We start from the raw sequence: 24,765 nt of genomic DNA on the forward strand, positions 1-24,765 counted from the left end.
ACCCAATGAAGCAACTCATTTCGATGCTGTGCATGTTGCTGGTCTCGGGTTGCCAGGCTACTGATCCACTTTTGGTTAAGAGCGATCCGAAATCCGAGTGGTGGGAGTTGGCCTTTATTGAGCCGGATTACATGAAAGTCTGGGTGGAGAACAGTGCTGTTCAAGACATTATCGGCAATATTTCCTCAAAACTGGCGGCGGCAGCGCAGCGGGTGGAGAACCTGAAGATGGCACAGAGTCAGCCCGGGGTTGGACGGGTGGGGTAGGTGGCAGCGGAAAGAGAGTCGTAGGGGCAGATCTGCCCGTCCGTATTTGGGTTCGTTGGCAATCGATTGTGGAACAGAAGACGTGGCGGGCGTCGGTGGATATTCCTGAAGAGGCCAGGCAGTTGATGGAGTCATCCGTCAGTCAGCGTTGCACCCAAACACCGGATCAAGAAGCAAGGTTTATTGCCTCGGTGTATTTGGGGCTGGCCCCTGGTGGCGTTGTGCAGGTTTGGGTCAGGGACTCGTGTAATCACCCGGTCAAAGTCGCACGCGCCCAAGCCGAGATAGAACTATTAGGACCGAGTCAGGGCAAGAACCAAGGGCGTTACGCATATCCCGTGAGTGAAAAGTCTAAGCGCTACATCCAGAAATTCGGCATTCCATATGGAAGTTGGTAGTCGTGGCACGTACATGAAGGGACGATTCGGAATGAAAGCTCTTGTGACACTACTGTGCGCGCTATTCATGGCGGGCTGCAAACCTGCTGATCCCCTGTCAGCCAAAAACGATCCCAAATCCGAATCCTGGGAGCTCGCGTTCACTGAGCCCTATTACATGAAGGTGTGGGTAGAGGACAGCGCCGTCGAAGACATAAACGGCAAGTTGTTCAGACGCACCGGGGGAGGCACAGCCGCAGGTGGGGAACCAGAAAACGGTAAAGAATCCGCACGAGGCTGGCACGCTGTGGGCGCTGCCTCAAAAGCAGTGATTGGTGCTGATCTGCCCAAGCGCATTTATGTACGTTGGCAATCCATTGTTGAACCGCAGACTTATAAAGTTTGGGTCGACGTGCCTGAAGAGGCGAGACAGTTGATGGTGAAATCAGTGAATCGGCGCTGCCCTGAAACGCCGGAAGAGCAAGCCGCTTACAGAGCGTCTATCTATCTTGGCTTGGCTCCAGGAGGCGTTGTTCAGATTTTTGTTCGGGACTCGTGCCATCGCCCCATCAAAGTGGGTAAGGCCCAAGCTGAGATCGAACCGTTAGGCCCAAGTCAGGGCAAGAATCAAGGACGTTACGCATACCAGGTTAGTGAAAAATCCAAGCGCTATGTTGAGAAATTCGGCATTCCATACGGAAGTTGGTAGCGGATTGTAGGAGGCGTTTTTACGTTCCGTCATTACGAATGTCTGAATTGACTGCTGTCACTTCAATAATTTTGTCGAAAGGCTGTTATCGGCCAAAAGCTGCCCTTCGTGAAGGGCAAAAATCGACCAAAAGGCCACGTTACGAGCGGATATGACGTTTGTCAGTATCAGCGCAAGTGCTTATGCCAACGTCATCGTAGATGCGTTAAGAGGCTGCGGAGTGCATCCCGATTGACTGAAGCGAAGGGCTTGAACCAGTAATTATGGTTTTACATAGAGAACAAGAAAATAGTCTCCGTTTTCGCTTCTGAAAGGCCGCCAAAGTTTCGAAAAACAAAACTGGTTAAACAAGTGATGCATCGGTGCATTGTCTTCACGCGTAGTGGCAAAACATGCCTTGTCAGCTAGTGATTCTTTAATTGCTTCCATTAAAAAACGCCCGTAGCCTTTGCCTCTCGCCGCACTCGATACGTTCAACCAGCCTAGTTCATATTGATACTTACTTTGTTCTGGTGCGTTAGATTTCTCAAAGATACCAGCTTTATAATCAGGATTAGGATTTTTAATTGCTCCAATAGCAACATACTCGCCGTCGTGGATGAACAGGAGTTTCTCTGCGCGCTGAATTCGCTGTCGCAGACCGTTCAGCGAAACCTCTCCACCATCGGAGACTAATTTCTCAAATATCTTAAGTTCAGTGACACTACAATCGTTAGGGGTTTTGGCTATTCTTTCCATGCTCAGATTCCACAACGATTGAGCCAAGGGGCCGAGGAACTCGATCCCATCGAACGAAGTCAGCGCATTGGGCGAATTTTTATATCTCAATAACTTAAACGGGCTAGAAATTCTGTAACGCCAAGAAGCATGAAGTTTACTTGTTCCTTAGTGTATTCATTGTATTTTCCGTGAGCAGCATTGTTCCTTAAATCCAGCCATGCTGTTACTGATTTTTGGTCAAGCTTTGTATATACTTCAGATTTCGCCAAGTCAGAATTTAAACGATCAGCTTTTTTAGGAAAAAAAACACCATCCTTTTCAATCTCTGTGTCAATTTTATTTGCTGCGCAGAGTTGACGTAGTTTTTCCTCCAGAACGCTGCCAATCATTACGGCTGCGGGATCTCTATATCCTTGCACTAGAAGATATTCAGCCATCTCAAGGAAGTCAGAAAATATTTCAGCTGCAATTAGTTCTTTGACTGTAAATATCCAGCCACCGTCAATCTCATTTTGAATGGAATGCAAGATTGCATGACTTCTCTTAGCGCTAGACTCAAGAGTGCTTTTCGTGGCGGAGTCGTATTCTGAATAATACGAATGGTTGTCTCCATAAGTCATCGCAATGAAAGACAATGTTGAAGCTCTAAGTCCAGCCATTGCTCCAGAGTCTACGTAGTCTGAGCCATACTGGTTGTGTTTTTTTGTCGCTAGTACCTTTTCAGATTGCTCAATTAGGTGGGCGACCCTTTTCGACAAATCTTTTGGTTGCATGTGATTTCCTTTGTCGCATAGCTACTATTAGGCGACATTCCATGTCGCGATGGCGTGCCGTATAACGTCCCTTGTCGTCCTGTAAGCTCTTTTGTAGCGTTGAGGTAGTCGCGGAAAACGCAACCTGGATGGCGGTAAGCCTGCTGCGTACTAAAGTCGAATGCAGCTTCCGCGACACTACTCATTTGCCATCAACGTGTCCATAGTCCACTTTTGGCCGAGTTCCGCAGGTCGTGAACGGCGTCTCCTGGCGGCACTCTGCCCGACGCCTCAGGCAGGAGTCGGCCAGGAGCTACCAGTTACGCAAGGACGCTTTCGGCCGAACAAGAGCGTCTATGAAGCCCGGGGCGGTTCAAAGGGCGCTATGTGATTTCCCACCATGCAAATTTCAATCAGAAGCTTGGGACCTTGACAGCTGCTCCTCAATACATTTTGTGAAGGATTTTAGCGAGACTATTAGTGAAATAACTTCATCTCTCATTACTGGCTTGATAGCACCGGATTTATTTTTTCCTCCTCTGTGCACAATGTCATGCCGGGTTTCAATAGCTTTGTACAGAACGCCTAGATCTTTGGGAAACTCAATATGCAGTACGGATTTGTACATCATCTTCACTTTTGCGAGATTGTGAAATAGTATATCCACTAAGTAGTTTCTAACCTCCTGCGACAGCGATTCTTTTCTCTTAAAAATATCTGAAAGATCTAGCTTTCTATTTTTGAACTCGGGATCAGTTTCAACACAGCGTCGAGTTAGCACATCATTGCTTGCAACTCTATTGATAAACGTATCGGATAGATAAGTTTCCATGGCTGTAATCGCAGTTGCAAACGAAATTTTTGCCATCGTCGATTTCAGTTTTGTATCTGGCAAAGAGACTCCAAGTAGAATTTCCAATTCGTACATGGCCTCAAGAAAGCTTTTATAGGGATCCTTATTCTTTGATATGGAATATGTCTTGTACTCTAGATATTGCTTCTGTGATTCGAAAGCACTGCATTCTCTGCAGACTTTTACCGTCCCGCTTGGATTCTCCTTGTCAAGAAAGCGTGGTGTGATGTGCTCTCGTACTAGGTTTTTTTTGGGTACTAGTCGCTTGCATACAAAGCATTTGATATCCGCATCCATCAATCAGGGGCTCCAACTTTTTTTAGGTCTATAAAGCAGGCCAGAGGGCTGTATTGCTCGCTTAGTTGGCATCTGCCTAGCACCTCTTCCTGTCGTTGCTAGGTATCTGCAAATCAAACGTCTGACTTTGCACGAGCATTCATGACTCTCAGCTTACCTCCCCGCCAGGTGGCGAACGAAGCTAAAGCGAGGGGAACTAAATCCATTGCGAAATGCATACCGGTGCAACGTGTCAAAAGAACATGATAGTCCTCACCCTTACCATAAGTCCGCTCTTTGCAGATAGCGGTAGCTTGCCGATGTCCGCTTCTGGCCGGTAGTTGTTGTTAATTTAACGGTCACTACCAGTCAAGAGTAGTCAAGAGATATAAGAATCCCAATGCACCCCGCGCATTACTAGACGTCCGGTCACCTTTGACAGTAATGCGAGCAGGCGAGCTAGACCTACCCCAGCATCATTGATCTGAATGTAGGGAGCAGAACCATCCTGAACCAATAGTGCTCCATCGTTCTTAATCAGAATTCCCTTTGTGAGATCTAAATAGACATCTGGCTGACCTGCAGTAGGCAGTTCAGTTAGCTTTCGCTCAATGACATCCAAGGCGGAGCCGCCGTATGTGAGAACAACATTTAATATTCTTGCATATGGCCAGTCCAGATCGCCTAATTGAACACCCTCTAATGTGCTTGGTACCAACGTGTTGACACTTGCAATGTTGCTCGCAATGGTTTCGAGAGTAGATGGTGATATTTGTGTTTTAATTTCAAAAGTTGCTACTGCTCCCTCCTGAAAAATAAGATCATGACCACTGGCAAAGGGTAGTCGTGGCATCGACCGTAACATCAGTACAATATCTTGCTGTTTGGACCGCTGCCCATTCGAGTCAATAATCATCCCACTTACAACGCTGGTCATTTCTGGGAGATGCGCAATAAGAAAATCTTGGATAAGACGCTCACGCGCCGAGCCAGCAGTAGCAGAGTGACCTAATACGTTGCTCATTTCATATTGAGCATTTAATGCTTTCACAGCTCCTTTGCAATATTCGACTAGCGGTTTCATTAGACAGCTCTTTTTTTTGATTTTGCGTAAGCCACGATTCTGCGGTAGTCAAGGAGTGATTGCAAATGGGCGTTTTTTACCCACCTACGAAGGGCAGCAATCAGGTCCAAAAAGGCTGAATTAGTTTACTTATGATCGTAGTACCGAAGCGTCGCACTTGCGAATAGCACGAACATACGCGCGGGGGGAGGAGTCAATCTCTCTGCTCTCTTTTGCTGCCAGGGATTCTTGCAGGGGCAAAGCGGAGTTGCGTCTTAAAACCTCGATTTCCTCTAGAGGCGACCTTTCCATAACGATCAATAGTGATAATAGTTTCTTTTATTATATTCTTATATCCGTTTTCTATTTTATAATCAAAAGAAACAACATCCGATTTAAATACCCATTGTTGGGAGCCGAGCGCCAAAAAGCTGAATGTTTCACCTTCGATTTCCAAAACGTGGGAATGTAGTGCTCTCGTGTTGCCGCCCCGGCTTGGAGGCCGTGATGGTTCCTTAAGGAACAAATCATACGAAGTGATTTTTTTACTTTCTACGCGCAACTTATCCATGAGGTTCCTCAATTTACTGTTAGGCATCCAGCTTGCTGGCGAACAAAGGTACAGCTTGCGAATCGAGTGCGCAAAGCGAGCAGTAAGTTTTGTTCATCCGAGACTAACGTCGGCGAGGACATGCATCAATCCCCTCCAGTCTTCAACATCAAATCGTTTCTAACCGGTAGCGGTCTCTAGTTTAGGGCGGCAGCCGACTGCTTTTGGCCGGTAGCAGTCGCTTGCCAACGTCCGCTTCTGGCCGAAAGCAGCCCATCATGAATGGCTACTGATGGGCCGAAGCTGGCCAGCTGTGATTTCCCCCTCCGAGGCGTCATCCAGCAACGATGTCGAACATGGTAGTTCCCAACACCTCCCCATTCACCATCACCCGAACCCCATGCCGCCCCACAAAATGCTTCCGCGTCGTAAAGTCCTTAATCACCTGCCTCCTTTCCACAACCTCACTCCCAAACCCCGCCAACACGACCGTCTTCAACTTAAAAACCTTCCCCGAAACCCCGCCATTCGCCTTCACATAGTCAATCGCATAATCAATCACCAGCCGCTGCTCTTCCGCCACCGTCGACTTCACCACAAACGACAACGTAATCGCTTCCCCCAACCGCACAACCGCCGGTTCAACCTTCACACCCAGCAACTCAACCTCAGGCTTCCGCCCAGCCCCAATCACCGTCAGCGCCCTTAAATCTCCCTGCTTGATCAAACTGCGCAGCGCATGTTTCGCGATCCACGCCGTGTGTTTGTTCTCCAGCGACCAACCCTCAATCGTGTCGAGCACCCACTCCGGGTGCACTTTCGTCACGTCATTCAAATGATTCGCCACGGATTTGCGCACGTACAAACTTTCATCCGCTTTCAACTGATCGAGTATCCCGGCCGCCAATTGCGGATCAGCCTGCACCGGTTCCAACCGGAACGACCACGGCAGGCGAGGGCGGCTGCCTTCGCTGGCGAGGCGGCGGACGTGGTGGTTTTCGTCTTGGGTCCAGTCGTGCATGAGTTCCAGCGAGCGTTCGAGGTCGCTGCGCAGGAAGTGGCGGATGGCGAATTCGGAGGAGCCGAAGGTGGTGAAGTATTTCAGCGCTTGCATGGAGGTGTCGAAGGCGTGGGCGCCGTAGCTGGCGACGTAGTGCGGCAGGCACATGCTGACGAATCCGCTGTTCAGCCGTGGTGCGAGTTCGCGCAGCACGTCGAGGGAATCTTCGTAGTCCAGCGGCAGCACGGCGTGCAGGCTTTCGCTGACGCGGGCCATGCGTTGCATCACGGATAAATCGGCCAGACCTTCATTGGCGTGTTTGAGAAACGCTTTGGCCTTGAACGCCGGATACACGGCGCTCATTTCTGTGGCGATGTGTTGCAGGCGTTCGGCGTTGAAGATTTCCTTGAGGGCCGGTGCAGCGGTTTCGGTTGCGCTCATGGTCAGGTCATCGGTGTGCTGACGAACGCTTCAAGCGTTTCGGCGTACGCGGTGTATTGGGCGATGTGGCGGTAGCGTCGGGTGTCGAGTTGGTCGGGGACGACCAGGTCGGTGAAGCTCCAGGCGACGGCGATGCTGATGCCGGCCTGGGTCAGGGTGCCATCGGTGGGCAAGCCGTTGTTTTCAAGTTCTTGTTCAAGTGCGGTGAACGCGGCGGCGAGTTGGCCTTCGACGCGTTCGACCCACGGCTGATACTGGATGTCGGCCGGGCGCAGGTTGCGTTCGTAATACAGCTGCACGGCTTTTTCGCAGGCGGCGAGGCTGAGGCCGATCAGGCGCAGGGCGTGGGCGCGTTGTTTCAGATCAGTTGGCAACAGGCTTTTGCCGGAACTGGCTTCGAGGTAATCGAGGATGAGGGTCGAGTCCATGAGGACGACGCCGTCGTCGAGGATCAGCGTTGGCGCTTTGACCACGGGGTTGATCTGCTGGAATTGCTCGAAGTGGCGAAACACCGAGACCGACTCGTGTTCGAGGTCGATGCCCAGGCGTTTGGCGGAGATCGCCACGCGGCGCACGTAGGGGGAGTCCAGCATGCCGATCAGTTTCATTTCCTGCTCCTTGGGAAGGTCAACAGCAAAACGGGCGATAGACGCTGAATTTAGCGGCAAAGACTATCGACTGACTACTGGGTGTAGTTGATCGGTTGATGCGAGACGGCTGATGTGAAATCCGTAACAGCCATGAAACACCCGTAAATAAAGGCTTTGCCTGACCTTGTCAGTAGTTTTTGCCGATCTATATTCAAAGTGCCAGCACCGACCAGGGATGGAAAAGTTAAACGAGCTCAGGCGCTCTGATTCAGTACTCGTTTGTATTACTCCCTTGCAGTCCATGACCCCGTGATCGTTGAGGTGCCGACCTGTGCGGTATCAATTCGCAGGGTCGCGCAATCGAAACTGTAGGGAGGGCGTCACATGAACAGTTCTAAACATTTGGTTGGGTGTCTGGTGTGCGCGGGATTGACGGCGTGCGGGAGTTCGAAGCCGGCACCGGGTGTCGTTGCCGAGAATTGGACTACCAATACTGAACAATTGGGTATCAAGGCGATCTACCCGCCTCGAAGCAATGTGGAGGTCGGGGACATCTTCATTGCACGAGCGGTGAAGACCGGCGAGAAGATCGCTACCGCCGATTACGTCCTGGCTGCTACCAAATTTGATTCGATCAATCTGGATGCGCAAATTGCTGCGTCTGCACGCAAGCACACGTTCGAGTCGTCTGCGACCTATGACGATGGCTCGGGAAACGGTCCGGTGCCTACCCGAGCGTTGATCCCCTTGAAAATCTGCGGCAAACAGGTCAACAGTCTGGTGGCATTTCCGGGATTTACCTTCGCATCCCTCGCTGAGAGCGATATCGGCGTCAACGTCACCAGTAGCGCCATTGGTGCTGCGTTGGGGTTTGGGCGCCGATCGCAATACAGCGTGTCTTACTCGGTGCCCAGTGCTGAGACTTATGGCGCCATGTACCTGTTGGCCCGGACCCGTTTCGATGAGGAAACCCTGCAGCGTTATTCCGAGGACGATTTGCGGAGAATGCGTGAAGCGGCTGCCCAACTGCAGGGCGCGCAGATCGATAAAGCCAATGCAACCGCGCCGATATTGGTGTTTGTCACCGATGTGTATCTGACTCGGGCAATCGATGTGGTGGTGTCATCGGAGGAGGGCATGAGCGGCACCTTCTCTGCAGTCACTTTGGCAATGGTTGATCTGAGCGAAAAGAAGAAATCACTTGAGGCTCAACTGGGCAAGTTGACTGGACAGGCGCCGGGCCAGGCGCAAGAACCTCCTGCCGGAGATGCGCCCAAGCCGAAACCTGAAGATCCGAAAACGGCAGTAGTCGCCAAACCGGAAGATCAGAAGCCAGTGCCGCCAAAGCCAGATACACCGGCCAAACAGTCCGAAATTGCGCGCATCAACGCCGAGTTGGTTCAAGTCAATGAGGCGATGAGGAAGAAAGTCAGCGAGATCGTGCCGGATATGCCGGGCGTCACCGGTTCGGTGGTGAGGTCTTCGGCGTTGGGCATTACATTGCGGCAAGCTTTCGCAGAGCCGGTGGTCATCGGTTATCGAGGCATACATTTCAAAATCGCCTCGATAAATCCGTCCGCTTCGTCCCCCAAACCATTGGAGCCGGATTACGGCAGTAACGTTGCGCCGTTGAATCTGCTTGTTCCGGGTATAAAGACGATGACCAGGTTCATTCAGCCTAGCCAGAGATCAAAAGGCGGTGAGTGCCCTGCCTCGTAGTCCGCTGACTAATCCTCGAACCCAACCTGTTCGTGAATCTCGTCCACCTTCAGTTCGAGCCGATACGCCACGGCGATAAACAACGCCTGACATAAACACAACGTCGCGCTCAACGAGCGGAAGGCGAACGAGCTGCCTTCGTTGACCAGCAGCACGGTGTTGGCGCGTTTCGCCAGCGGCGACAGGTTGCTGTCGGTGAGGATCAGGGTTTTTGCCTGATGGTGTTGGGCGATGCGCAGGCAGTGTTGGGTTTCCTTGGCGTACGGGGTGAAGCTGATCGCGATGACGAGGTCGTTGGCGCGCACGCTGCGCATCTGTTCGCGGTAGCTGCCGCCGAGGCCGGAGACCAGGTGGATGCGTTTGTTGGTGTGTTGCAGGTTGTAGACGAGGTAGTCGGCAACCGCGAAGGAGCGGCGCACGCCGACCACGTAGATGTTGTCGGCGTTGACCACCAGATCGACGGCTTTTTCAAACGCCGCGTCGTCGAGTTCCTGGCCGAGGCGCTCGATGCCGGAGAGGGTGGCGTCGACGCATTCGCGGGCGAGATCACCGGCGCTGGCCTTCTGCGACTTGTTGGCGATCATGCTGCGGATGCGTTGCTGGTAGTTCTGGACCGGCGTGGCTTTGTGCGTGTAGGCCTCGCGGAACAGCGCCTGCATTTCGCTGAAACCGCTGAAACCGAAGCGCTGCGAGAAACGCACGATGGCTGACGGGTGCACTTCGCACTCGCGGGCGATATCGCTGATGCGGTCGACCATGATCCGGTCGCTCTGCTGGCTCATGTAGCTGGCGATGCGTTTGAGCTGGCGCGGCAGGGCTTCGTATTCTTCGGTGATCAGCTGCAGCAGACGCTCGGCATTGATCGGGGGGCTGGCGAGGTCGCTGTCGGCGGGGCGCTCGTCGATAGCCGGCTGATCGGTGCGGGACATAAAAAATCCTTCTGGCTTGTTCTTATAGGCCTGGGTGGGTGCGCGGCAGGCCCTGACAATAGGTTGGCTGTGCGCAGTCTACAGGGTAGGCCCTAATAAAATCTTGGCTTGCACGGTCAGCGGTCGATGCTGAATCGATGCACCGTGTCTGGAACGCCCGTACGAAAGTGTATTGGAAAAAATATTCCACGTAAAAAATAATTAGAATAAATATTGATTATTGCTGGCAGGGCGTTTTAGTCTGCGTCCACTCAATGTGTTTTCTTCGACGTATCGACGAAAACCACGGCTGATAAAAATAACAGGAGCCAGCATGGGCCAGACTCGTTTTGCCAGTGGGCGTCAATTGGATCTGATTTGCCTCGGACGCCTTGGCGTCGACCTCTATGCGCAGCAGGTCGGGGCGCGGCTCGAGGACGTTTCCAGCTTCGCCAAATACCTTGGCGGTTCGTCGGCCAACATCGCGTTCGGCACGGCGCGGCTGGGGTTGAAGTCGGCAATGTTGAGCCGGGTCGGCGACGACCATATGGGGCGTTTTCTGCTCGAATCGCTGGCCCGTGAAGGTTGTGATGTCAGCGGGATCAAGGTTGATCCCGAGCGTCTGACCGCGATGGTCCTGCTCGGCCTCAAGGACCGCGAAACCTTTCCCCTGGTGTTCTACCGCGAGAACTGCGCCGACATGGCGTTGCGCGCCGAGGACATCAACGAGGCGTTCATTGCTTCCAGCAAGGCGCTGCTGATCACCGGCACGCATTTCTCCACCGAGTCCGTCTACAAGGCGAGCATTCAGGCGCTGGATTACGCCGAAAAACATAACGTCAGACGCGTGCTCGATATCGACTATCGCCCGGTGCTGTGGGGGTTGGCCGGCAAGGCGGATGGCGAGACACGGTTTGTCGCTGACCGCAATGTCAGCCAGCACGTGCAGTCGATCCTGCCGCGATTCGATCTGATCGTCGGCACTGAAGAAGAGTTTCTGATTGCTGGTGGCGCCGAGGACTTGCTCAGTGCGCTGCGCAATGTGCGGCGCTTGAGCAACGCGACGCTGGTGGTGAAGCTCGGGCCGCAGGGTTGCACGGTGATTCACGGGGTGATTCCGGTGCGGCTTGAGGATGGCGCGATCTATCCCGGCGTGCGCGTCGAGGTGCTGAATGTGCTCGGCGCCGGCGATGCCTTTATGTCGGGGTTCCTCAGTGGCTGGATCGAGGACGCCACGGATGAGCGTTGCTGCCAGTTGGCCAATGCCTGCGGCGGGCTGGTGGTGTCGCGCCACGCTTGCGCCCCGGCGATGCCGACCCGCGCCGAACTCGATTATCTGTTCAACAGCCCGGTGCCGATCACCCGGCCGGATCAGGACGAGACATTGCAGCGCTTGCATCGGGTCAGCGTGCCGCGCAAACAGTGGAAACCGCTGTTTATTTTTGCCTTCGATCACCGCTGGCAGTTGGTCGAACTGGCGCAGAAGGGTGGCCGCGATCTCGCCAGCATCAGCGCGTTGAAGCAACTGTTTATCCAAGCGGTGGAGCGCGTTGAAGCCGATCTGCGCGAGCAGGGTGTCGAGGCGGATGTCGGCTTGCTGGCGGATCAGCGTTTCGGCCAGGACTCGCTCAATGCTGCCACCGGTCGCGGCTGGTGGGTGGCGCGGCCGGTGGAGGTGCAGAACTCGCGGCCACTGGCGTTCGAACACGGGCGTTCGATTGGTAGCAATCTGATTGCCTGGCCGCAGGAGCAAATCATCAAGTGTCTGGTGCAATTCCATCCTGACGATGAGCCGATGTTGCGGCTGGAGCAGGAGGCGCAGCTCAAGGGTTTGTATCAGGCCTCGCAGGTCAGCGGACATGAATTGCTGTTGGAGGTTGTGCCGCCGAAGGATCTGCCGTCGGCTCATCCGGACGTGCTCTATCGCGCGTTGAAGCGCCTGTACAACCTCGGCATCTACCCGGCGTGGTGGAAGATCGAAGCGCAGAGCGCCGAAGAATGGCAGCAACTGGATGCGCTGATTGAAGAGCGCGATCCGTATTGCCGAGGCGTGGTGCTGCTGGGACTGAATGCGCCGGCAGCGGCGTTGGCCGAGGGTTTTCAGCAGGCCAGCAGCAGTCGCACTTGCCGAGGGTTTGCGGTGGGGCGGACGATTTTTCAGGAACCGAGCCGGGCGTGGATGGCCGGCGAGATCGACGATGAAACGCTGATCCGCCAGGTGCAGGGCACGTTTGTCGAACTGATCGACGCCTGGCGCAAGGCCCGTAGCTAAACATTCACACCGAACCTGTGGGAGCTGGCTTGCCAGCGATGACGGCGGCACATTCAGCATTGATGGTGACTGACCAATCGCCATCGCTGGCAAGCCAGCTCCCACAGGGTTTTCGGTCGTTTTCAATGGTTAGGTAAGAACAATAAAAGGTGCAGCCATGCCCGCAATCCGAATTGGCATCAACCCGATTTCCTGGAGCAACGACGATCTGCCGTCCCTCGGTGGCGAGACGCCGTTGAGCACGGCCCTGAGTGAGGGCAAGGCAATCGGTTACGCAGGTTTTGAGCTCAACGGTAAATTCCCCAAGGATGCCAAAGGCGTCGGTGACGTGCTGCGGCCTTACGATCTGGCGCTGGTGTCGGGCTGGTATTCCAGCCGACTGGCGTCACGCTCGGTGGCCGAGGAAATCGACGCCATCGCCAGCCATGTCGAGTTGCTGGCGCAGAACGGTGCCAACGTTCTGGTGTACGGCGAGGTCGCCGATTCTATTCAGGGTCAGCGTATTCCGCTGGTCGAGCGGCCACGCTTTCATAGCGAAGAGGCGTGGCAGGCCTACGCCGACAAGCTGACTGAACTGGCGCGCTTCACCCTGTCCCGAGGCGTGCGTCTGGCGTATCACCACCACATGGGCGCTTACGTCGAATCGCCGTCGGACATCGACAAACTCATGGCCCTGACCGGCAGCGAAGTCGGCTTGCTGTTCGATTCCGGTCATTGCTACATGGGCGGAGGCGAACCGCTGCAAGTCCTGAAAAAACACATCGAACGCATCTGCCACGTGCATTTCAAGGACGTGCGCAAACCGGTGGTGCAACTGGCGCGCAACAATCTCTGGAGCTTCCCGGATTGCATCATCAACGGCACGTTCACTGTGCCTGGCGATGGCGACATTGATTTTGCCGCGCTGCTCGACGTACTGGTGGTCGCCGATTACCACGGCTGGCTGGTGGTCGAGGCCGAGCAGGACCCGGCGGTGGCACCGAGTTACATCTACGCGAAAAAGGGCTACGACACCTTGCGCGCCCTGCTCAACGAAAGGGGCTTGTGATGAGCCTTCTAGTCAAGAGCCAGGCCCATGGCCGGACCATGGTCGAACTGGAAAAGGGACGTCTTGAGTACGTCGGTTTCGCCGCCTATCGACTGAGCCTCGGCGAAAGTCTGCCAGTGACAGCCGGCGATCAGGAGTTGTGCCTGGTGTTGCTCAGCGGTCGCGTCAGCATCAGCGGCGAAGCGCCGGGGCAGGGCGTATTCGAGTGGGACGATCTGGGTGATCGGCAATCGGTGTTCGAAGACAAATCACCGTTCGCCGCGTATCTGCCGCCCGGCAGTCAGGCGCGAGTGACTGCGTTGAGCGACTCACAAATCGCCGTCTGCGCTGCCCCCGGTTCGCTCAGCGCCAACCTCGGGCCACGGCTGATCCGCCCGGAGTCGATGAAGCGCAGCGTGCGTGGCAAAGGCGCCAACACCCGTTACGTCTGCGACATCTTGCCGGACAGCGAACCGGCGCACTCGCTGCTCGTGGTGGAAGTGCGCACGCCGTCCGGGCATTCGTCGAGCTACCCGCCACACAAACACGACACCGATGACCTGCCGCACCAGAGCTTTCTCGAAGAAACCTATTACCACCAGATCAATCCGCCGCAGGGTTTTGTGTTCCAGCGCGTGTACACCGACGACCGCAGCATCGATCAGGCCATGGCCGTGGAAAACAGCGATCTGGTGGTGGTGCCCAAGGGGTATCACCCGGTCAGCGTGCCGTACGGCTACGAGTCTTATTACCTGAATGTCATGGCCGGGCCGAAACGTGTCTGGCAGTTCCATAACGATCCGCAGCACAGCTGGCTGCTGGATCTCTGACTTCCCACGTTTGAACGGAGCGCGACAACAATGAGCAATGCCCCGGTAATCGGCCACTACATCGATGGTCAGGTGCAGGACAGCGGCGAGCGGTTCAGTCATGTGTTCAACCCGGCCACCGGCGCGGTGCAGGCGCAAGTGGCGCTGGCCAGCGTCAAGACCGTGGAAGAGGCTGTCGCGTCCGCGCTGAAGGCCTTCCCGGCGTGGTCGGAACAGTCCTCCCTGCGTCGTTCGCGGGTGATGTTCAAGTTCAAGGAGTTGCTCGACCGGCATCACAACGAGCTGGCTGAAATCATCACCCGCGAGCACGGCAAAGTGTTGTCCGATGCCAAGGGTGAGGTCACTCGCGGCATCGAAATTGTCGAGTACGCCTGCGGCGCGCCGAACCTGCTCAAGACCGAGTTCAGCGACAACATCGGCGGCGGCATCGATAACTGGAACCTGCGGCAGCCGCTGGGCGTTTGCGCGGGTGTCACGCCGTTCAACTTCCCGGTGATGGTGCCGCTGTGGATGATCCCGCTGGCGCTGGTCACCGGTAACTGTTTCATCCTCAAACCTTCCGAACGTGACCCGTCCGCCAGTTTGCTGATGGCGCGTCTGCTCACCGAGGCCGGCTTGCCGGACGGCGTGTTCAACGTGGTGCAGGGTGACAAGACTGCCGTGGATGCGCTGTTGCAGCACCCGGACATCGAGGCGATTTCCTTTGTCGGTTCGACGCCGATTGCCGAGTACATCCACCAGCAAGCCACTGCACGCGGCAAGCGTGTTCAGGCGCTGGGCGGGGCGAAGAATCACATGATTGTCATGCCCGATGCCGATCTCGATCAGGCCGCCGATGCCTTGATCGGCGCGGCTTACGGCTCGGCCGGCGAGCGTTGCATGGCGATTTCCATTGCTGTTGCGGTGGGCGATGTCGGAGATCGTCTGATCGCCAAACTGCTGCCGCGTATCGACCAGCTCAAGGTCGGTAACGGTATGCAGGACGACAGCGAAATGGGCCCGTTGGTGACGGCTGAGCACAAGGCCAAAGTTGAGGGCTTTATCAGCGACGGGGTGGCCCAGGGCGCGCAGTTGTTGGTGGATGGCCGGGGTTTCAATGTACCGGGTGCCGAGGCTGGTTTCTTCGTGGGCGCGACCCTTTTCGATCAGGTCAGCAGCGAAATGAGCATCTATCAGCAAGAGATTTTCGGCCCGGTGCTGGGCATCGTCCGCGTACCGGACTTCGCCAGCGCCGTGGCATTGATCAACGCCCATGAGTTCGGCAACGGCGTGTCCTGCTTCACCAGCGATGGCGGCATCGCCCGCGCGTTTGCCCGCACCATCAAGGTCGGCATGGTCGGTATCAACGTGCCGATTCCGGTGCCGATGGCCTGGCACTCGTTCGGCGGCTGGAAGCGCTCGTTGTTCGGCGATCACCACGCTTACGGTGAAGAGGGCGTGCGTTTCTACAGCCGCTATAAAAGCGTGATGCAACGCTGGCCCGACAGCATCGCCAAAGGCCCTGAATTCAGCATGCCAACTGCCAAATAATTCGTCTGCGCGGAGAACAACAAGAATGACTCAGCCCCTGCGTTTTGCCCTTAACCGGATGGTCGCCCCACGACTTTCCCTGCCCGCGTTCATTGATCTGGCGGTGAGCCTCAAGGCCGATGCCATCGAGATTCGCAATGACCTCAAAGGCGTGGAAATCGAGGACGGCACGGCCCCGCAAACCGTCCGCGAATTGTGTGCGGCGAAAGGCATCAGCGTCCTGTCGATCAATGCGCTGTACCCGTTCGATGTGTGGAATGACGAGCGTCGGGCCCAAGCCACAAGACTTGCCGCGTATGCCCGGGAATGCGGGGCGCAGGGGTTGGTCATGTGCCCGCTGAACGATACCGGCGACATGCGCACGACCGCGCAACGCGCCGTCGGCCTGCGCACGGCGTTGAGCGAACTCGCGCCGATCCTCCGTGAGCACGGCATTCTTGGCTTCATCGAGCCGTTGGGGTTTGAGGAATGTTCGCTGCGGCGCAAGCGTACGGCTGTGGATGCGATCCAGGCGGTGGGCGGGCTGGATGTGTTTCGGCTGGTGCATGACACCTTTCACCATCACCTCGCCAGTGAACAGGAATTCTTCCCCGAACTGACCGGGTTGGTGCATATCTCCGGCGTCGAAGATGCCGAGGCGCCGTTGGCGAGCATTCGCGACGGCCATCGAGTGTTGGTGGGCGAGGGCGACATTCTCGGTAACGCAGCGCAGATCGACACGCTGCTGAGCACCGGTTACAGCGGCTATCTGTCGTTCGAACCGTTTGCCGACAGCGTCCACGGTCTGGCGGATATCGAACAAGCCATCAGCGCCAGCATGGCCCACCTACAAAAATCCCTGACCTGACACATCCCCCGTGTAGGAGCTGCCGCAGGCTGCGATCTCTTGATCTTGAAGAGCAAAGTCAAAAGATCGCAGCCTCCGGCAGCTCCTACAAGGATTGGCGGTTGCCTTTAAGAAAGGTGCAAGCATGACCACAACAAGACTGACCATGGCCCAGGCCCTGGTGAAATTTCTCGATAACCAGTACATCGAAGTCGATGGCGTGCAGAGCAAGTTCGTCGCCGGGATCTTCACGATTTTCGGTCACGGCAATGTGCTCGGCCTCGGTCAGGCGCTGGAGCAGGACAGCGGCGACCTGATCGTCCATCAGGGTCGTAACGAGCAGGGCATGGCCCACGCCGCCATCGGTTTCGCCAAACAGCATCTGCGCCGAAAGATCTACGCCTGCACCTCGTCGGTAGGCCCGGGCGCAGCGAACATGATTACCGCTGCGGCCACCGCCACCGCCAATCGCATCCCGTTGCTGTTGTTGCCCGGCGACGTCTACGCCAGCCGCCAGCCGGACCCGGTGCTGCAACAGATCGAGCAGTTCCATGATTTGAGCATCAGCACCAACGATGCCTTCAAAGCCGTGAGCAAATACTGGGACCGGATCAACCGCCCCGAGCAGTTGATGACCGCCGCGATCCACGCCATGCGCGTACTGACCGATCCCGCCGAAACCGGCGCGGTGACGTTGGCGCTGCCGCAGGACGTACAGGCCGAGGCCTACGATTACCCGGATTACTTCCTGCAAAAACGCGTGCATCGCATTGAGCGTCGACCGGCCACCGAAGCCATGCTCGGCGATGCGCTGGCGCTGATCAAAGGCAAGCGCAAACCGCTGCTGATCTGTGGCGGCGGTGTGAAGTATTCCGGGGCCAATGCTGCGTTGCAGGCGTTCGCCGAACACTTCGGCATTCCGTTCGCCGAAACCCAGGCGGGCAAGAGCGCGGTGGTTTCCAGCCATCCACTGAACCTCGGCGGCATCGGCGAAACCGGATGTCTGGCAGCGAACTTACTGGCGCCCGAGGCGGATCTGATCATTGGTGTCGGCACCCGCTACAGCGATTTCACCACCGCGTCGAAATCCTTGTTCAAACACCCGGACGTGCAGTTCCTCAACCTCAATATCAGCCCGTGCGATGCGCTGAAACTCGACGGCGTGCAACTGCTGGCCGACGCGAAAACCGCTTTGCAGGCTTTGAGCAATATTCTCGGTGACTACCGCGCCGAGTGGGGCGATCAGCCGCGTGAGGCCAAGGCCCAACTCGACGCCGAAGTTGAGCGGATTTATCAGGCCGAATACCAGACCGAGGATTTCGTCCCGGAAATCAACGACCACATGGACCCGGCGGTGCTACGCGAATTCATCGAGTTGACCGGATCGTGCCTGACCCAGAGCCGCGTACTCGGAGTACTCAACGAAACCCTGGCCGACGACGCGGTAATCGTCGCCGCTGCCGGCAGCTTGCCCGGTGACTTGCAGCGCAGCTGGCGCAGCAAGGGCGTCAACACCTACCACGTCGAGTACGGCTATTCGTGCATGGGTTATGAGGTGAATGCGGCGCTGGGCGTGAAGCTCGCCGAGCCGGATCGCGAGGTCTATGCGCTGGTCGGCGACGGCTCCTACATGATGCTGCACTCGGAGCTGGCAACGTCGATTCAGGAGCGCCGCAAGATCAACGTGGTGCTGCTGGACAACATGACGTTCGGCTGCATCAACAACTTGCAGATGGAACACGGCATGGACAGCTTCGGCACCGAGTTCCGTTTCCGGAACCCCGAGACCGGCAAGCTCGACGGCGGTTTTGTCCCGGTGGATTTCGCCATGAGCGCGGCGGCTTACGGCTGCAAGACCTACAAGGTGAACACGATTGAAGAGCTGCAGGCAGCGCTGGCCGATGCGCGTTTGCAGACGGTGTCGACGCTGATCGATATCAAGGTTCTGCCCAAGACGATGATTCACAAATACCTGTCGTGGTGGCGGGTCGGTGTCGCGCAGGTGTCCACCAGTGCGCGCACCGATGCGGTCGCGAAAACCCTTAATGAACGGTTGGCCAAGGCCCGCCAGTACTGATTGTCCTGAAACCCGAAATGGAGAATGTTCATGTCTTTGAAGCTTGGCGTTATCGGTACCGGGGCCATCGGCCAGGATCACATCCGTCGTTGCAGCCAGACTTTGCTCAACAGTCAGGTCGTCGCTGTCACCGACATCAACTTGCAGCAAGCCGCCAAGGTTGTTGCTGATCTGAAGCTGACGGCCGAGGTTTACCCGGACGGTCACGCGTTGATCAAGGCGCCGGAGGTCGAGGCCATCCTCGTCACCTCGTGGGGCCCGAGTCACGAAGAGTTTGTGCTGGCAGCGATTGCCGCCGGCAAACCGGTGTTCTGCGAGAAACCGCTGGCGGTGACTGCCGCAGGGTGCCGCAAGATCGTCGAAGCCGAGGTCGCCCACGGCAAGCGTCTGGTGCAGGTTGGTTTCATGCGTCCTTACGATGAAGGTTATCGTGCGCTCAAAGCGGTGATCGACAGTGGCCAGATCGGTGAGCCGTTGATGCTGCACTGCGCGCACCGCAACCCGAGCGTCGGCGAAAACTACAAGACCGACATGGCAATCACCGACACGCTGATCCATGAGCTGGATGTGTTGCGCTGGTTGCTGGATGACGATTACGTGTCGGTGCAAGTGGTGTTCCCACGCAAGTCGAGCAAGGCGTTGGCGCATTTGAAAGATCCGCAGATCGTCCTGCTGGAAACCGCCAAGGGCACACGCATCGATGTCGAGGTTTTCGTCAATTGCCAGTACGGCTATGACATCCAGTGCGAAGTGGTGGGGGAGACCGGCATCGCCAAGCTGCCGGAGCCGCAACAGGTGCAAATGCGCAGCGGCGCCAAGCTGTCGAACGCAATTCTGATGGACTGGAAGGACCGCTTCATCGGCGCCTATGACGTCGAGTTGCAGGCGTTCATCGATGTCGTGCGCGCCGGTCAGGTGGGCGGCCCCTCGGCATGGGACGGCTTCGCCGCCGCCGTCGCGGCAGATGCATGCATCGAAGCCCAGAACAGTGGCCAGATAGTAAAAGTCACCCTGCCTGACCGCCCACGCTTCTACGGCTAACCCAATCCCCGTAGGAGCTGCGGCACGCTGCGATCTTTTGATGTTGTTTTTCAAGATCAAAAGATCCCAGCGTGCCGCAGCTCCTACAGGGGACGGTGTTGATTTTGCGTGAAGGAGAACAAGAAGATGCGCATCGCACTGGATCCCTACATGTACCGCAATCTGTCCCTGGGCAAGATGGTCGACAAGGTCGCCGAGCTCGGTTACGAACACATCGAACTCTCGCCTCGCGAAGACTTTTTGCCGTTTTACAAAGCCCCGCGCGTCGACAAGGCGCGGATCAAGGAATTTCGCAAAGCCTTGAGCGACACCGGGGTCAAACTCTCTTCGTTGTTACCGATGTACCACTGGGCCGCTGCCGACGAGGGTTTGCGCGTGGCCGCCGTGCGCAACTGGAAGCGGGCGATCCAGATTGCCGTGGAAATGGACTGTGAGCTGGTCAACACCGAATTCACCGGGCAGTCGGACAACCCGCTGGTGTGCGAAAACCAGTTCATGCGCTCGATGGACGAATTGATCCCCGAGTTCGAGCGTGAAGGCATCAAGCTCGATATTCAGGCCCACCCGTATGACTTCTGCGAACGCAACAACGAGTCAGTGGACATCATTCGCGGGCTCGATCGCGACTGGATCAACTACCTCTACGCCGCACCGCACACGTTTTTCTACGACGACGGCGTCGGCGACATTGCCTCGATGCTCAAGTACGCCGGGTCGAAACTCAGTCACCTGATCATCGCCGACACCTATAACCACAAGGCCTCGTCGGGCTTGCGCTACATCGTCAACCCGCCGGGCGTTACCGCGACCGTGCATCAGCATCTGGACATCGGCCAGGGCGAGGTCGACTGGCAAGCGTTTTTCAGCACTTTGCGCGAGATCAAGTTCGACGGCATTGCCACGGTCTCTGTGTTCGCCTGGGAAGACCGACCGGATCAATCCAGCCGGATGATGCTCGAACGGGTCAAAAGCGAACTCTGCCGCTGACTCAGTACGCAATACCTGTGGGAGCGAGCCTGCTCGCGAAGGCGGCAGTACAGTCAGCATCGATGTCGCCTGAAGCTTCGCTATCGCGAGCAGGCTCGCTCCCACAAAGGCCGCGTTTACCCAGTAAGCGGCTCACAGAACAATAAGAAGGAGTCGAATCATGCGTATCGGACTTGTCGGTTACGGCCATGGCGGCCGGTTTTTTCATGCGCCGCTGCTCAGCAGTCTGCCCGGTGCCACGTTTGCCGGTGTGGTGACGCGTTCCCCGGAGCGGCGACAATTGCTGGCCGCTGAACACCCCGGCGTACCGGCGTTCGACAGCATCGGCCAACTGGTCGAGGCGGGCGTGGATGTGTTGGTGATTTCCACGCCGCTGAAGGGCCGCCCGGCGCTGGTGCTCGATGGTCTCGAACACGGAGTCACCGTCGTCAGTGACAAACCCTTCGCCGCCGATGCGCAACAGGCGCAAACCCTGATCACCATGGCCGAGCGCCAGGGCGTGCGGCTCAGCGTTTATCAGAATCGCCGCTGGGATTCGGATTTCCTCACCGTGCGCAAACTCATCGAGTCGGGCGCGCTGGGACAGGTCACGCGTTTCGAATCCCGGGTCGAGCGCTACTCGCCGCAGTCGGTGAACAACGCCAGCGGCGGTGGCTTTCTGCGCGATCTGGGAAGCCATCTGGTGGATCAGGCGTTGCTGCTGTTCGGCCCTGTCAGGCAGGTGTACGCCGAGCTTGATTATCAGGACAAGGATCAGGCCTGCGACAACGGTTTTTTCGTTTCTCTGACCCACGCCAACGGGGTTGTCTCCCACCTGGGCGGCAGTTGCCTGCAAAGCACGCCCGGCCCGCGCTTTCGGGTCACCGGAACGCTGGGCTGCTACAGCGTTGATGGCCTCGACGGGCAGGAGGCTCAAGCGCTGGCCGGGCTCTCGCCAAAATCCGCGGGGGAGGGCTGGGGTGTCGAAGAACATCGGCGCTGGGGCTGGTTTGAACACGCTGGCGAACGCGAGCGCGTGCCCTCGGAACGGGGCTGCTGGCAGCAGTTTTATCAGCAGCTACAAACCGCGTTACAGACTGGCGGCCCATTGCCGGTCGAGGCTCGTGATGCACTGGCGAGCACTGTTGTTCTGGATGCTGCGCGGCAGAGTTTCAAGCAACGTCAGGTGGTCGAACTGAACCCGTCTGGAAGCCATGGAACGGATTTGGAATAAAATTCTAAAATGAGTTGATATAGAAAATAAATTCCAATAGAGTCAATTTTGCCTACAGAAACCGTCACGACTGATCCATAAAACCAACAAGAATGTGGAGAAAGACAGTTCATGAAGACTCATCTGCGTTTTGCCTCGCTGGCCCTGTCCTTGATGTTTGTCAGCGGTGCTGCCCTTGCCGATATGAAGATCGGCGTAAGCATGTCCCAGTTCGATGACACCTGGCTGACTTACCTGCGCGAATCCATGGACAAGAAAGCCAAGTCCTATCCCGATGGCGTGCAACTGCAGTTCGAAGACGCGCGCAGCGACGTGGTCAAGCAGTTGAGTCAGGTCGAAAGCTTCATCAGCCAGAAGGTCGATGCCATCGTGGTTAACCCGGTGGATACCGCCGCCACCCGAAAAATCACTGAAGCCGCGGTAAAAGCCGGGATTCCACTGGTCTACGTCAACCGTCGCCCCGATGACCTCAAACTGCCAAAAGGTGTGGTCACGGTCGCTTCCAACGACCTGGAGGCCGGCGAAATGCAGATGCAGTACCTGGCCGAAAAACTTGGCGGCAAAGGCGAAATCGTGATTCTGCTCGGTGACCTCGCCAACAACTCCACCACCAATCGCACCAAGGGCGTCAAAGAGGTGCTGGCCAAGTACCCGAACATCAAGATCGAACAGGAACAGACCGGCATCTGGCTGCGGGACAAAGGCATGACCCTGGTCAATGACTGGCTGACCCAGGGTCGCAGGTTCGACGCGGTGGTTTCCAACAATGACGAAATGGCGATTGGTGCCGCCATGGCGCTGCAACAGGCCGGTGTCGAGAAGGGCAGTGTGTTGATTGCAGGTGTCGACGGCACGCCGGACGGCTTGAACGCAATCAAGAAAGGCAACATGGCGGTGTCAGTGTTTCAAGACGCCAAAGGTCAGGCAGACGGCTCGATCGACACTGCAGTGAAGATGGCCAAAAACGAGGCGGTGGAACAGAACGTCTGGGTGCCATATCGCCTGATCACCCCGGAAAACGTCGACACTTTCAAATAGTGCATCGGTTCAATAACAACAATAATCCTGCAGGGTTGCTGCCGCGACCTTGCTGACGGAGTACCTGAACATGTTCGCTTCAGCGACCGCTTCGAGCACCTCGTTGGTGGATATCCAGCCAACTGCAACACCTGTCGATGAGCCGTACCTGCTGGAGATCACCAACATCAGCAAGGGTTTTCCCGGTGTGGTGGCTTTGTCCGATGTGCAACTGCGAGTACGTCCGGGGTCGGTACTGGCCCTGATGGGCGAGAACGGCGCGGGTAAATCGACGCTGATGAAAATCATCGCCGGCATCTACCAGCCGGATGCTGGCGAGCTGCGCTTGCGCGGCAAACCCGTAGTCTTCGATACACCGTTGGCGGCACTTCAGGCGGGGATCGCGATGATCCACCAGGAACTCAACCTGATGCCGCACATGAGCATCGCCGAAAACATCTGGATCGGCCGCGAGCAGCTCAACGGCCTGCACATGATCGACCACCGCGCCATGCACCGTTGCACCGCGCAACTGCTGGAGCGCTTGCGCATCAACCTCGATCCCGAGGAGCAGGTTGGCAACCTGAGCATCGCCGAACGGCAGATGGTCGAGATTGCCAAAGCGGTGTCCTACGACTCCGACATTCTGATCATGGATGAGCCGACCTCGGCCATCACCGAGAAGGAAGTTGCGCACCTGTTCTCGATCATTGCCGACCTCAAGCGCCAGGGCAAAGGCATCATCTACATCACGCACAAAATGAACGAAGTGTTCGCCATTGCCGATGAAGTGGCAGTGTTTCGCGACGGCGCCTACATCGGCCTGCAACGGGCCGACAGCATGGACGGTGACAGTCTGATTTCGATGATGGTCGGGCGCGAACTGAGCCAGTTGTTCCCGGTGCGTGAAAAACCGATTGGCGATCTGCTGATGTCGGTCCGCGACCTGAAACTCGACGGCATATTCCAGGGCGTCTCGTTCGATCTGCATGCCGGGGAGATTCTCGGCATCGCCGGGCTGATGGGCTCCGGACGCACCAACGTCGCCGAAACGATTTTTGGCATAACGCCCAGCGACAGCGGTGAGATCCGTCTGGACGGCGAGGTGGTGCGCATCACCGATCCGCACATGGCCATCGACAAGGGATTCGCGCTGTTGACCGAGGATCGCAAGCTCAGCGGCCTGTTCCCGTGCCTGTCGGTGCTGGAAAACATGGAGATGGCGGTGCTCCCGCATTACGCCGGCCACGGCTTTATCCAGCAAAAAGCCCTGCGTGCTCTGTGTGAAGACATGTGCAAGAAGCTGCGGGTGAAAACTCCGTCGCTGGAGCAGTGTATCGACACCTTGTCAGGCGGCAACCAGCAGAAAGCCTTGCTCGCCCGCTGGCTGATGACCAATCCACGGATCCTGATTCTCGACGAGCCGACTCGCGGCATCGATGTCGGCGCCAAGGCCGAGATCTATCGGCTGATCTCCTTGCTCGCCAGCGAAGGCATGGCGGTGATCATGATTTCCTCGGAACTGCCGGAAGTGCTGGGCATGAGCGACCGGGTGATGGTCATGCACGAGGGCGACCTGATGGGCACCCTCGGCCGCGACGAAGCCACTCAGGAACGAGTCATGCAACTGGCCTCGGGCATGTCCCAGGTCCATTGACCGGTCACGGTCTCTGTGGCGAGGGAGCTTGCTTCCGCTGGGCAGCGAAGCGGCCCTTTTGCTT

At 56.7% G+C, this 24,765-nt stretch carries 21 protein-coding genes and 1 pseudogene; 14 read left to right on the plus strand and 8 right to left on the minus strand.

Translation table 11 applies throughout. The features are described from left to right. Positions 1–5 precede the first annotated feature (5 nt). Both ACIOWE_RS04465 and ACIOWE_RS04470 read left to right on the plus strand, forming a co-directional pair. A pseudogene (locus ACIOWE_RS04465) lies at positions 6–664 on the plus strand (DUF2931 family protein). A 31-nt stretch (positions 665–695) separates the two neighbouring features. After that, positions 696–1,352: a DUF2931 family protein gene (locus ACIOWE_RS04470; protein WP_401387847.1), complete on the plus strand. Its 657-nt coding sequence runs from the start codon at positions 696–698 to the stop codon at positions 1,350–1,352. A 261-nt stretch (positions 1,353–1,613) separates the two neighbouring features. Here the strand turns inward: ACIOWE_RS04470 and ACIOWE_RS04475 are convergent, their stop codons facing one another. From ACIOWE_RS04475 to ACIOWE_RS04505, 7 genes are all read right to left on the minus strand, one after another. Next, complete coding sequence (locus ACIOWE_RS04475) at positions 1,614–2,090, minus strand: GNAT family N-acetyltransferase (protein ID WP_401387849.1); 477 nt, start codon at positions 2,088–2,090, stop codon at positions 1,614–1,616. Between the two features lie 86 nt (positions 2,091–2,176). Beyond that, positions 2,177–2,845: a hypothetical protein gene (locus ACIOWE_RS04480; protein WP_401387852.1), complete on the minus strand. Its 669-nt coding sequence runs from the start codon at positions 2,843–2,845 to the stop codon at positions 2,177–2,179. A 388-nt stretch (positions 2,846–3,233) separates the two neighbouring features. Then, positions 3,234–3,974 (minus strand): hypothetical protein, encoded by a 741-nt coding sequence (locus tag ACIOWE_RS04485; protein ID WP_401387854.1) that lies wholly within the window; start codon positions 3,972–3,974, stop codon positions 3,234–3,236. Positions 3,975–4,332: 358 nt separating this feature from the next. After that, positions 4,333–5,037, minus strand: coding sequence for a DUF6602 domain-containing protein (locus ACIOWE_RS04490; protein ID WP_401387857.1), 705 nt, complete (start codon positions 5,035–5,037; stop codon positions 4,333–4,335). 193 nt (positions 5,038–5,230) lie between these two features. After that, positions 5,231–5,587, minus strand: coding sequence for a hypothetical protein (locus tag ACIOWE_RS04495; protein WP_401387859.1), 357 nt, complete (start codon positions 5,585–5,587; stop codon positions 5,231–5,233). A 313-nt stretch (positions 5,588–5,900) separates the two neighbouring features. Beyond that, positions 5,901–7,007, minus strand: a complete 1,107-nt coding sequence (locus ACIOWE_RS04500; protein WP_401387862.1) for a DNA alkylation repair protein — start codon at positions 7,005–7,007, stop codon at positions 5,901–5,903. Positions 7,008–7,009: 2 nt separating this feature from the next. Beyond that, positions 7,010–7,615 (minus strand): glutathione S-transferase, encoded by a 606-nt coding sequence (locus ACIOWE_RS04505; protein WP_401387864.1) that lies wholly within the window; start codon positions 7,613–7,615, stop codon positions 7,010–7,012. A 366-nt stretch (positions 7,616–7,981) separates the two neighbouring features. Here ACIOWE_RS04505 and ACIOWE_RS04510 point away from each other — a divergent pair, with 366 nt between their 5' ends. Further along, on the plus strand, positions 7,982–9,316 hold the full coding sequence (locus ACIOWE_RS04510) for a hypothetical protein (protein ID WP_401387867.1): 1,335 nt from the start codon (positions 7,982–7,984) through the stop codon (positions 9,314–9,316). Between the two features lie 8 nt (positions 9,317–9,324). On the opposite strand, the gene ACIOWE_RS04515 is transcribed toward ACIOWE_RS04510, so the two are convergent. After that, on the minus strand, positions 9,325–10,245 hold the full coding sequence (locus ACIOWE_RS04515; protein WP_201238892.1) for a MurR/RpiR family transcriptional regulator: 921 nt from the start codon (positions 10,243–10,245) through the stop codon (positions 9,325–9,327). 313 nt (positions 10,246–10,558) lie between these two features. Between ACIOWE_RS04515 and iolC the strand changes: the two genes are divergently transcribed. The 11 genes from iolC (at position 10,559) to ACIOWE_RS04570 (ending at position 24,701) form a co-directional block, all read left to right on the plus strand. Beyond that, on the plus strand, positions 10,559–12,496 hold the full coding sequence (gene iolC, locus ACIOWE_RS04520) for a 5-dehydro-2-deoxygluconokinase (protein WP_401387870.1): 1,938 nt from the start codon (positions 10,559–10,561) through the stop codon (positions 12,494–12,496). A gap of 157 nt (positions 12,497–12,653) precedes the next feature. After that, complete coding sequence (gene iolE / locus ACIOWE_RS04525) at positions 12,654–13,544, plus strand: myo-inosose-2 dehydratase (protein WP_401387873.1); 891 nt, start codon at positions 12,654–12,656, stop codon at positions 13,542–13,544. Further along, positions 13,544–14,353, plus strand: a complete 810-nt coding sequence (iolB, locus tag ACIOWE_RS04530) for a 5-deoxy-glucuronate isomerase (protein ID WP_401387876.1) — start codon at positions 13,544–13,546, stop codon at positions 14,351–14,353. Before iolE ends, iolB begins: the two co-directional genes overlap by 1 nt. Positions 14,354–14,383: 30 nt before the next feature. Beyond that, entirely contained in the window at positions 14,384–15,883 is a 1,500-nt protein-coding gene (locus tag ACIOWE_RS04535) for a CoA-acylating methylmalonate-semialdehyde dehydrogenase (RefSeq protein ID WP_401387879.1), read from the plus strand. A gap of 25 nt (positions 15,884–15,908) precedes the next feature. Then, positions 15,909–16,730, plus strand: a complete 822-nt coding sequence (locus ACIOWE_RS04540) for a TIM barrel protein (protein ID WP_401387882.1) — start codon at positions 15,909–15,911, stop codon at positions 16,728–16,730. 124 nt (positions 16,731–16,854) lie between these two features. Next, on the plus strand, positions 16,855–18,786 hold the full coding sequence (iolD, locus tag ACIOWE_RS04545; RefSeq protein ID WP_401387885.1) for a 3D-(3,5/4)-trihydroxycyclohexane-1,2-dione acylhydrolase (decyclizing): 1,932 nt from the start codon (positions 16,855–16,857) through the stop codon (positions 18,784–18,786). A 30-nt stretch (positions 18,787–18,816) separates the two neighbouring features. Then, positions 18,817–19,827: a Gfo/Idh/MocA family protein gene (locus tag ACIOWE_RS04550; protein ID WP_401387888.1), complete on the plus strand. Its 1,011-nt coding sequence runs from the start codon at positions 18,817–18,819 to the stop codon at positions 19,825–19,827. 126 nt (positions 19,828–19,953) lie between these two features. Continuing rightward, positions 19,954–20,814, plus strand: coding sequence for a sugar phosphate isomerase/epimerase family protein (locus ACIOWE_RS04555; RefSeq protein WP_401387891.1), 861 nt, complete (start codon positions 19,954–19,956; stop codon positions 20,812–20,814). 160 nt (positions 20,815–20,974) lie between these two features. Continuing rightward, positions 20,975–22,027 (plus strand): Gfo/Idh/MocA family protein, encoded by a 1,053-nt coding sequence (locus tag ACIOWE_RS04560; RefSeq protein WP_401387894.1) that lies wholly within the window; start codon positions 20,975–20,977, stop codon positions 22,025–22,027. 111 nt (positions 22,028–22,138) lie between these two features. After that, complete coding sequence (locus ACIOWE_RS04565; protein ID WP_401387897.1) at positions 22,139–23,065, plus strand: sugar ABC transporter substrate-binding protein; 927 nt, start codon at positions 22,139–22,141, stop codon at positions 23,063–23,065. 70 nt (positions 23,066–23,135) lie between these two features. Then, positions 23,136–24,701: a sugar ABC transporter ATP-binding protein gene (locus ACIOWE_RS04570; protein ID WP_401387900.1), complete on the plus strand. Its 1,566-nt coding sequence runs from the start codon at positions 23,136–23,138 to the stop codon at positions 24,699–24,701. Positions 24,702–24,765: the final 64 nt, after the last annotated feature.

The sequence above is a fragment of the Pseudomonas sp. NPDC087598 genome (assembly GCF_044743525.1).
Classification (GTDB): domain Bacteria; phylum Pseudomonadota; class Gammaproteobacteria; order Pseudomonadales; family Pseudomonadaceae; genus Aquipseudomonas.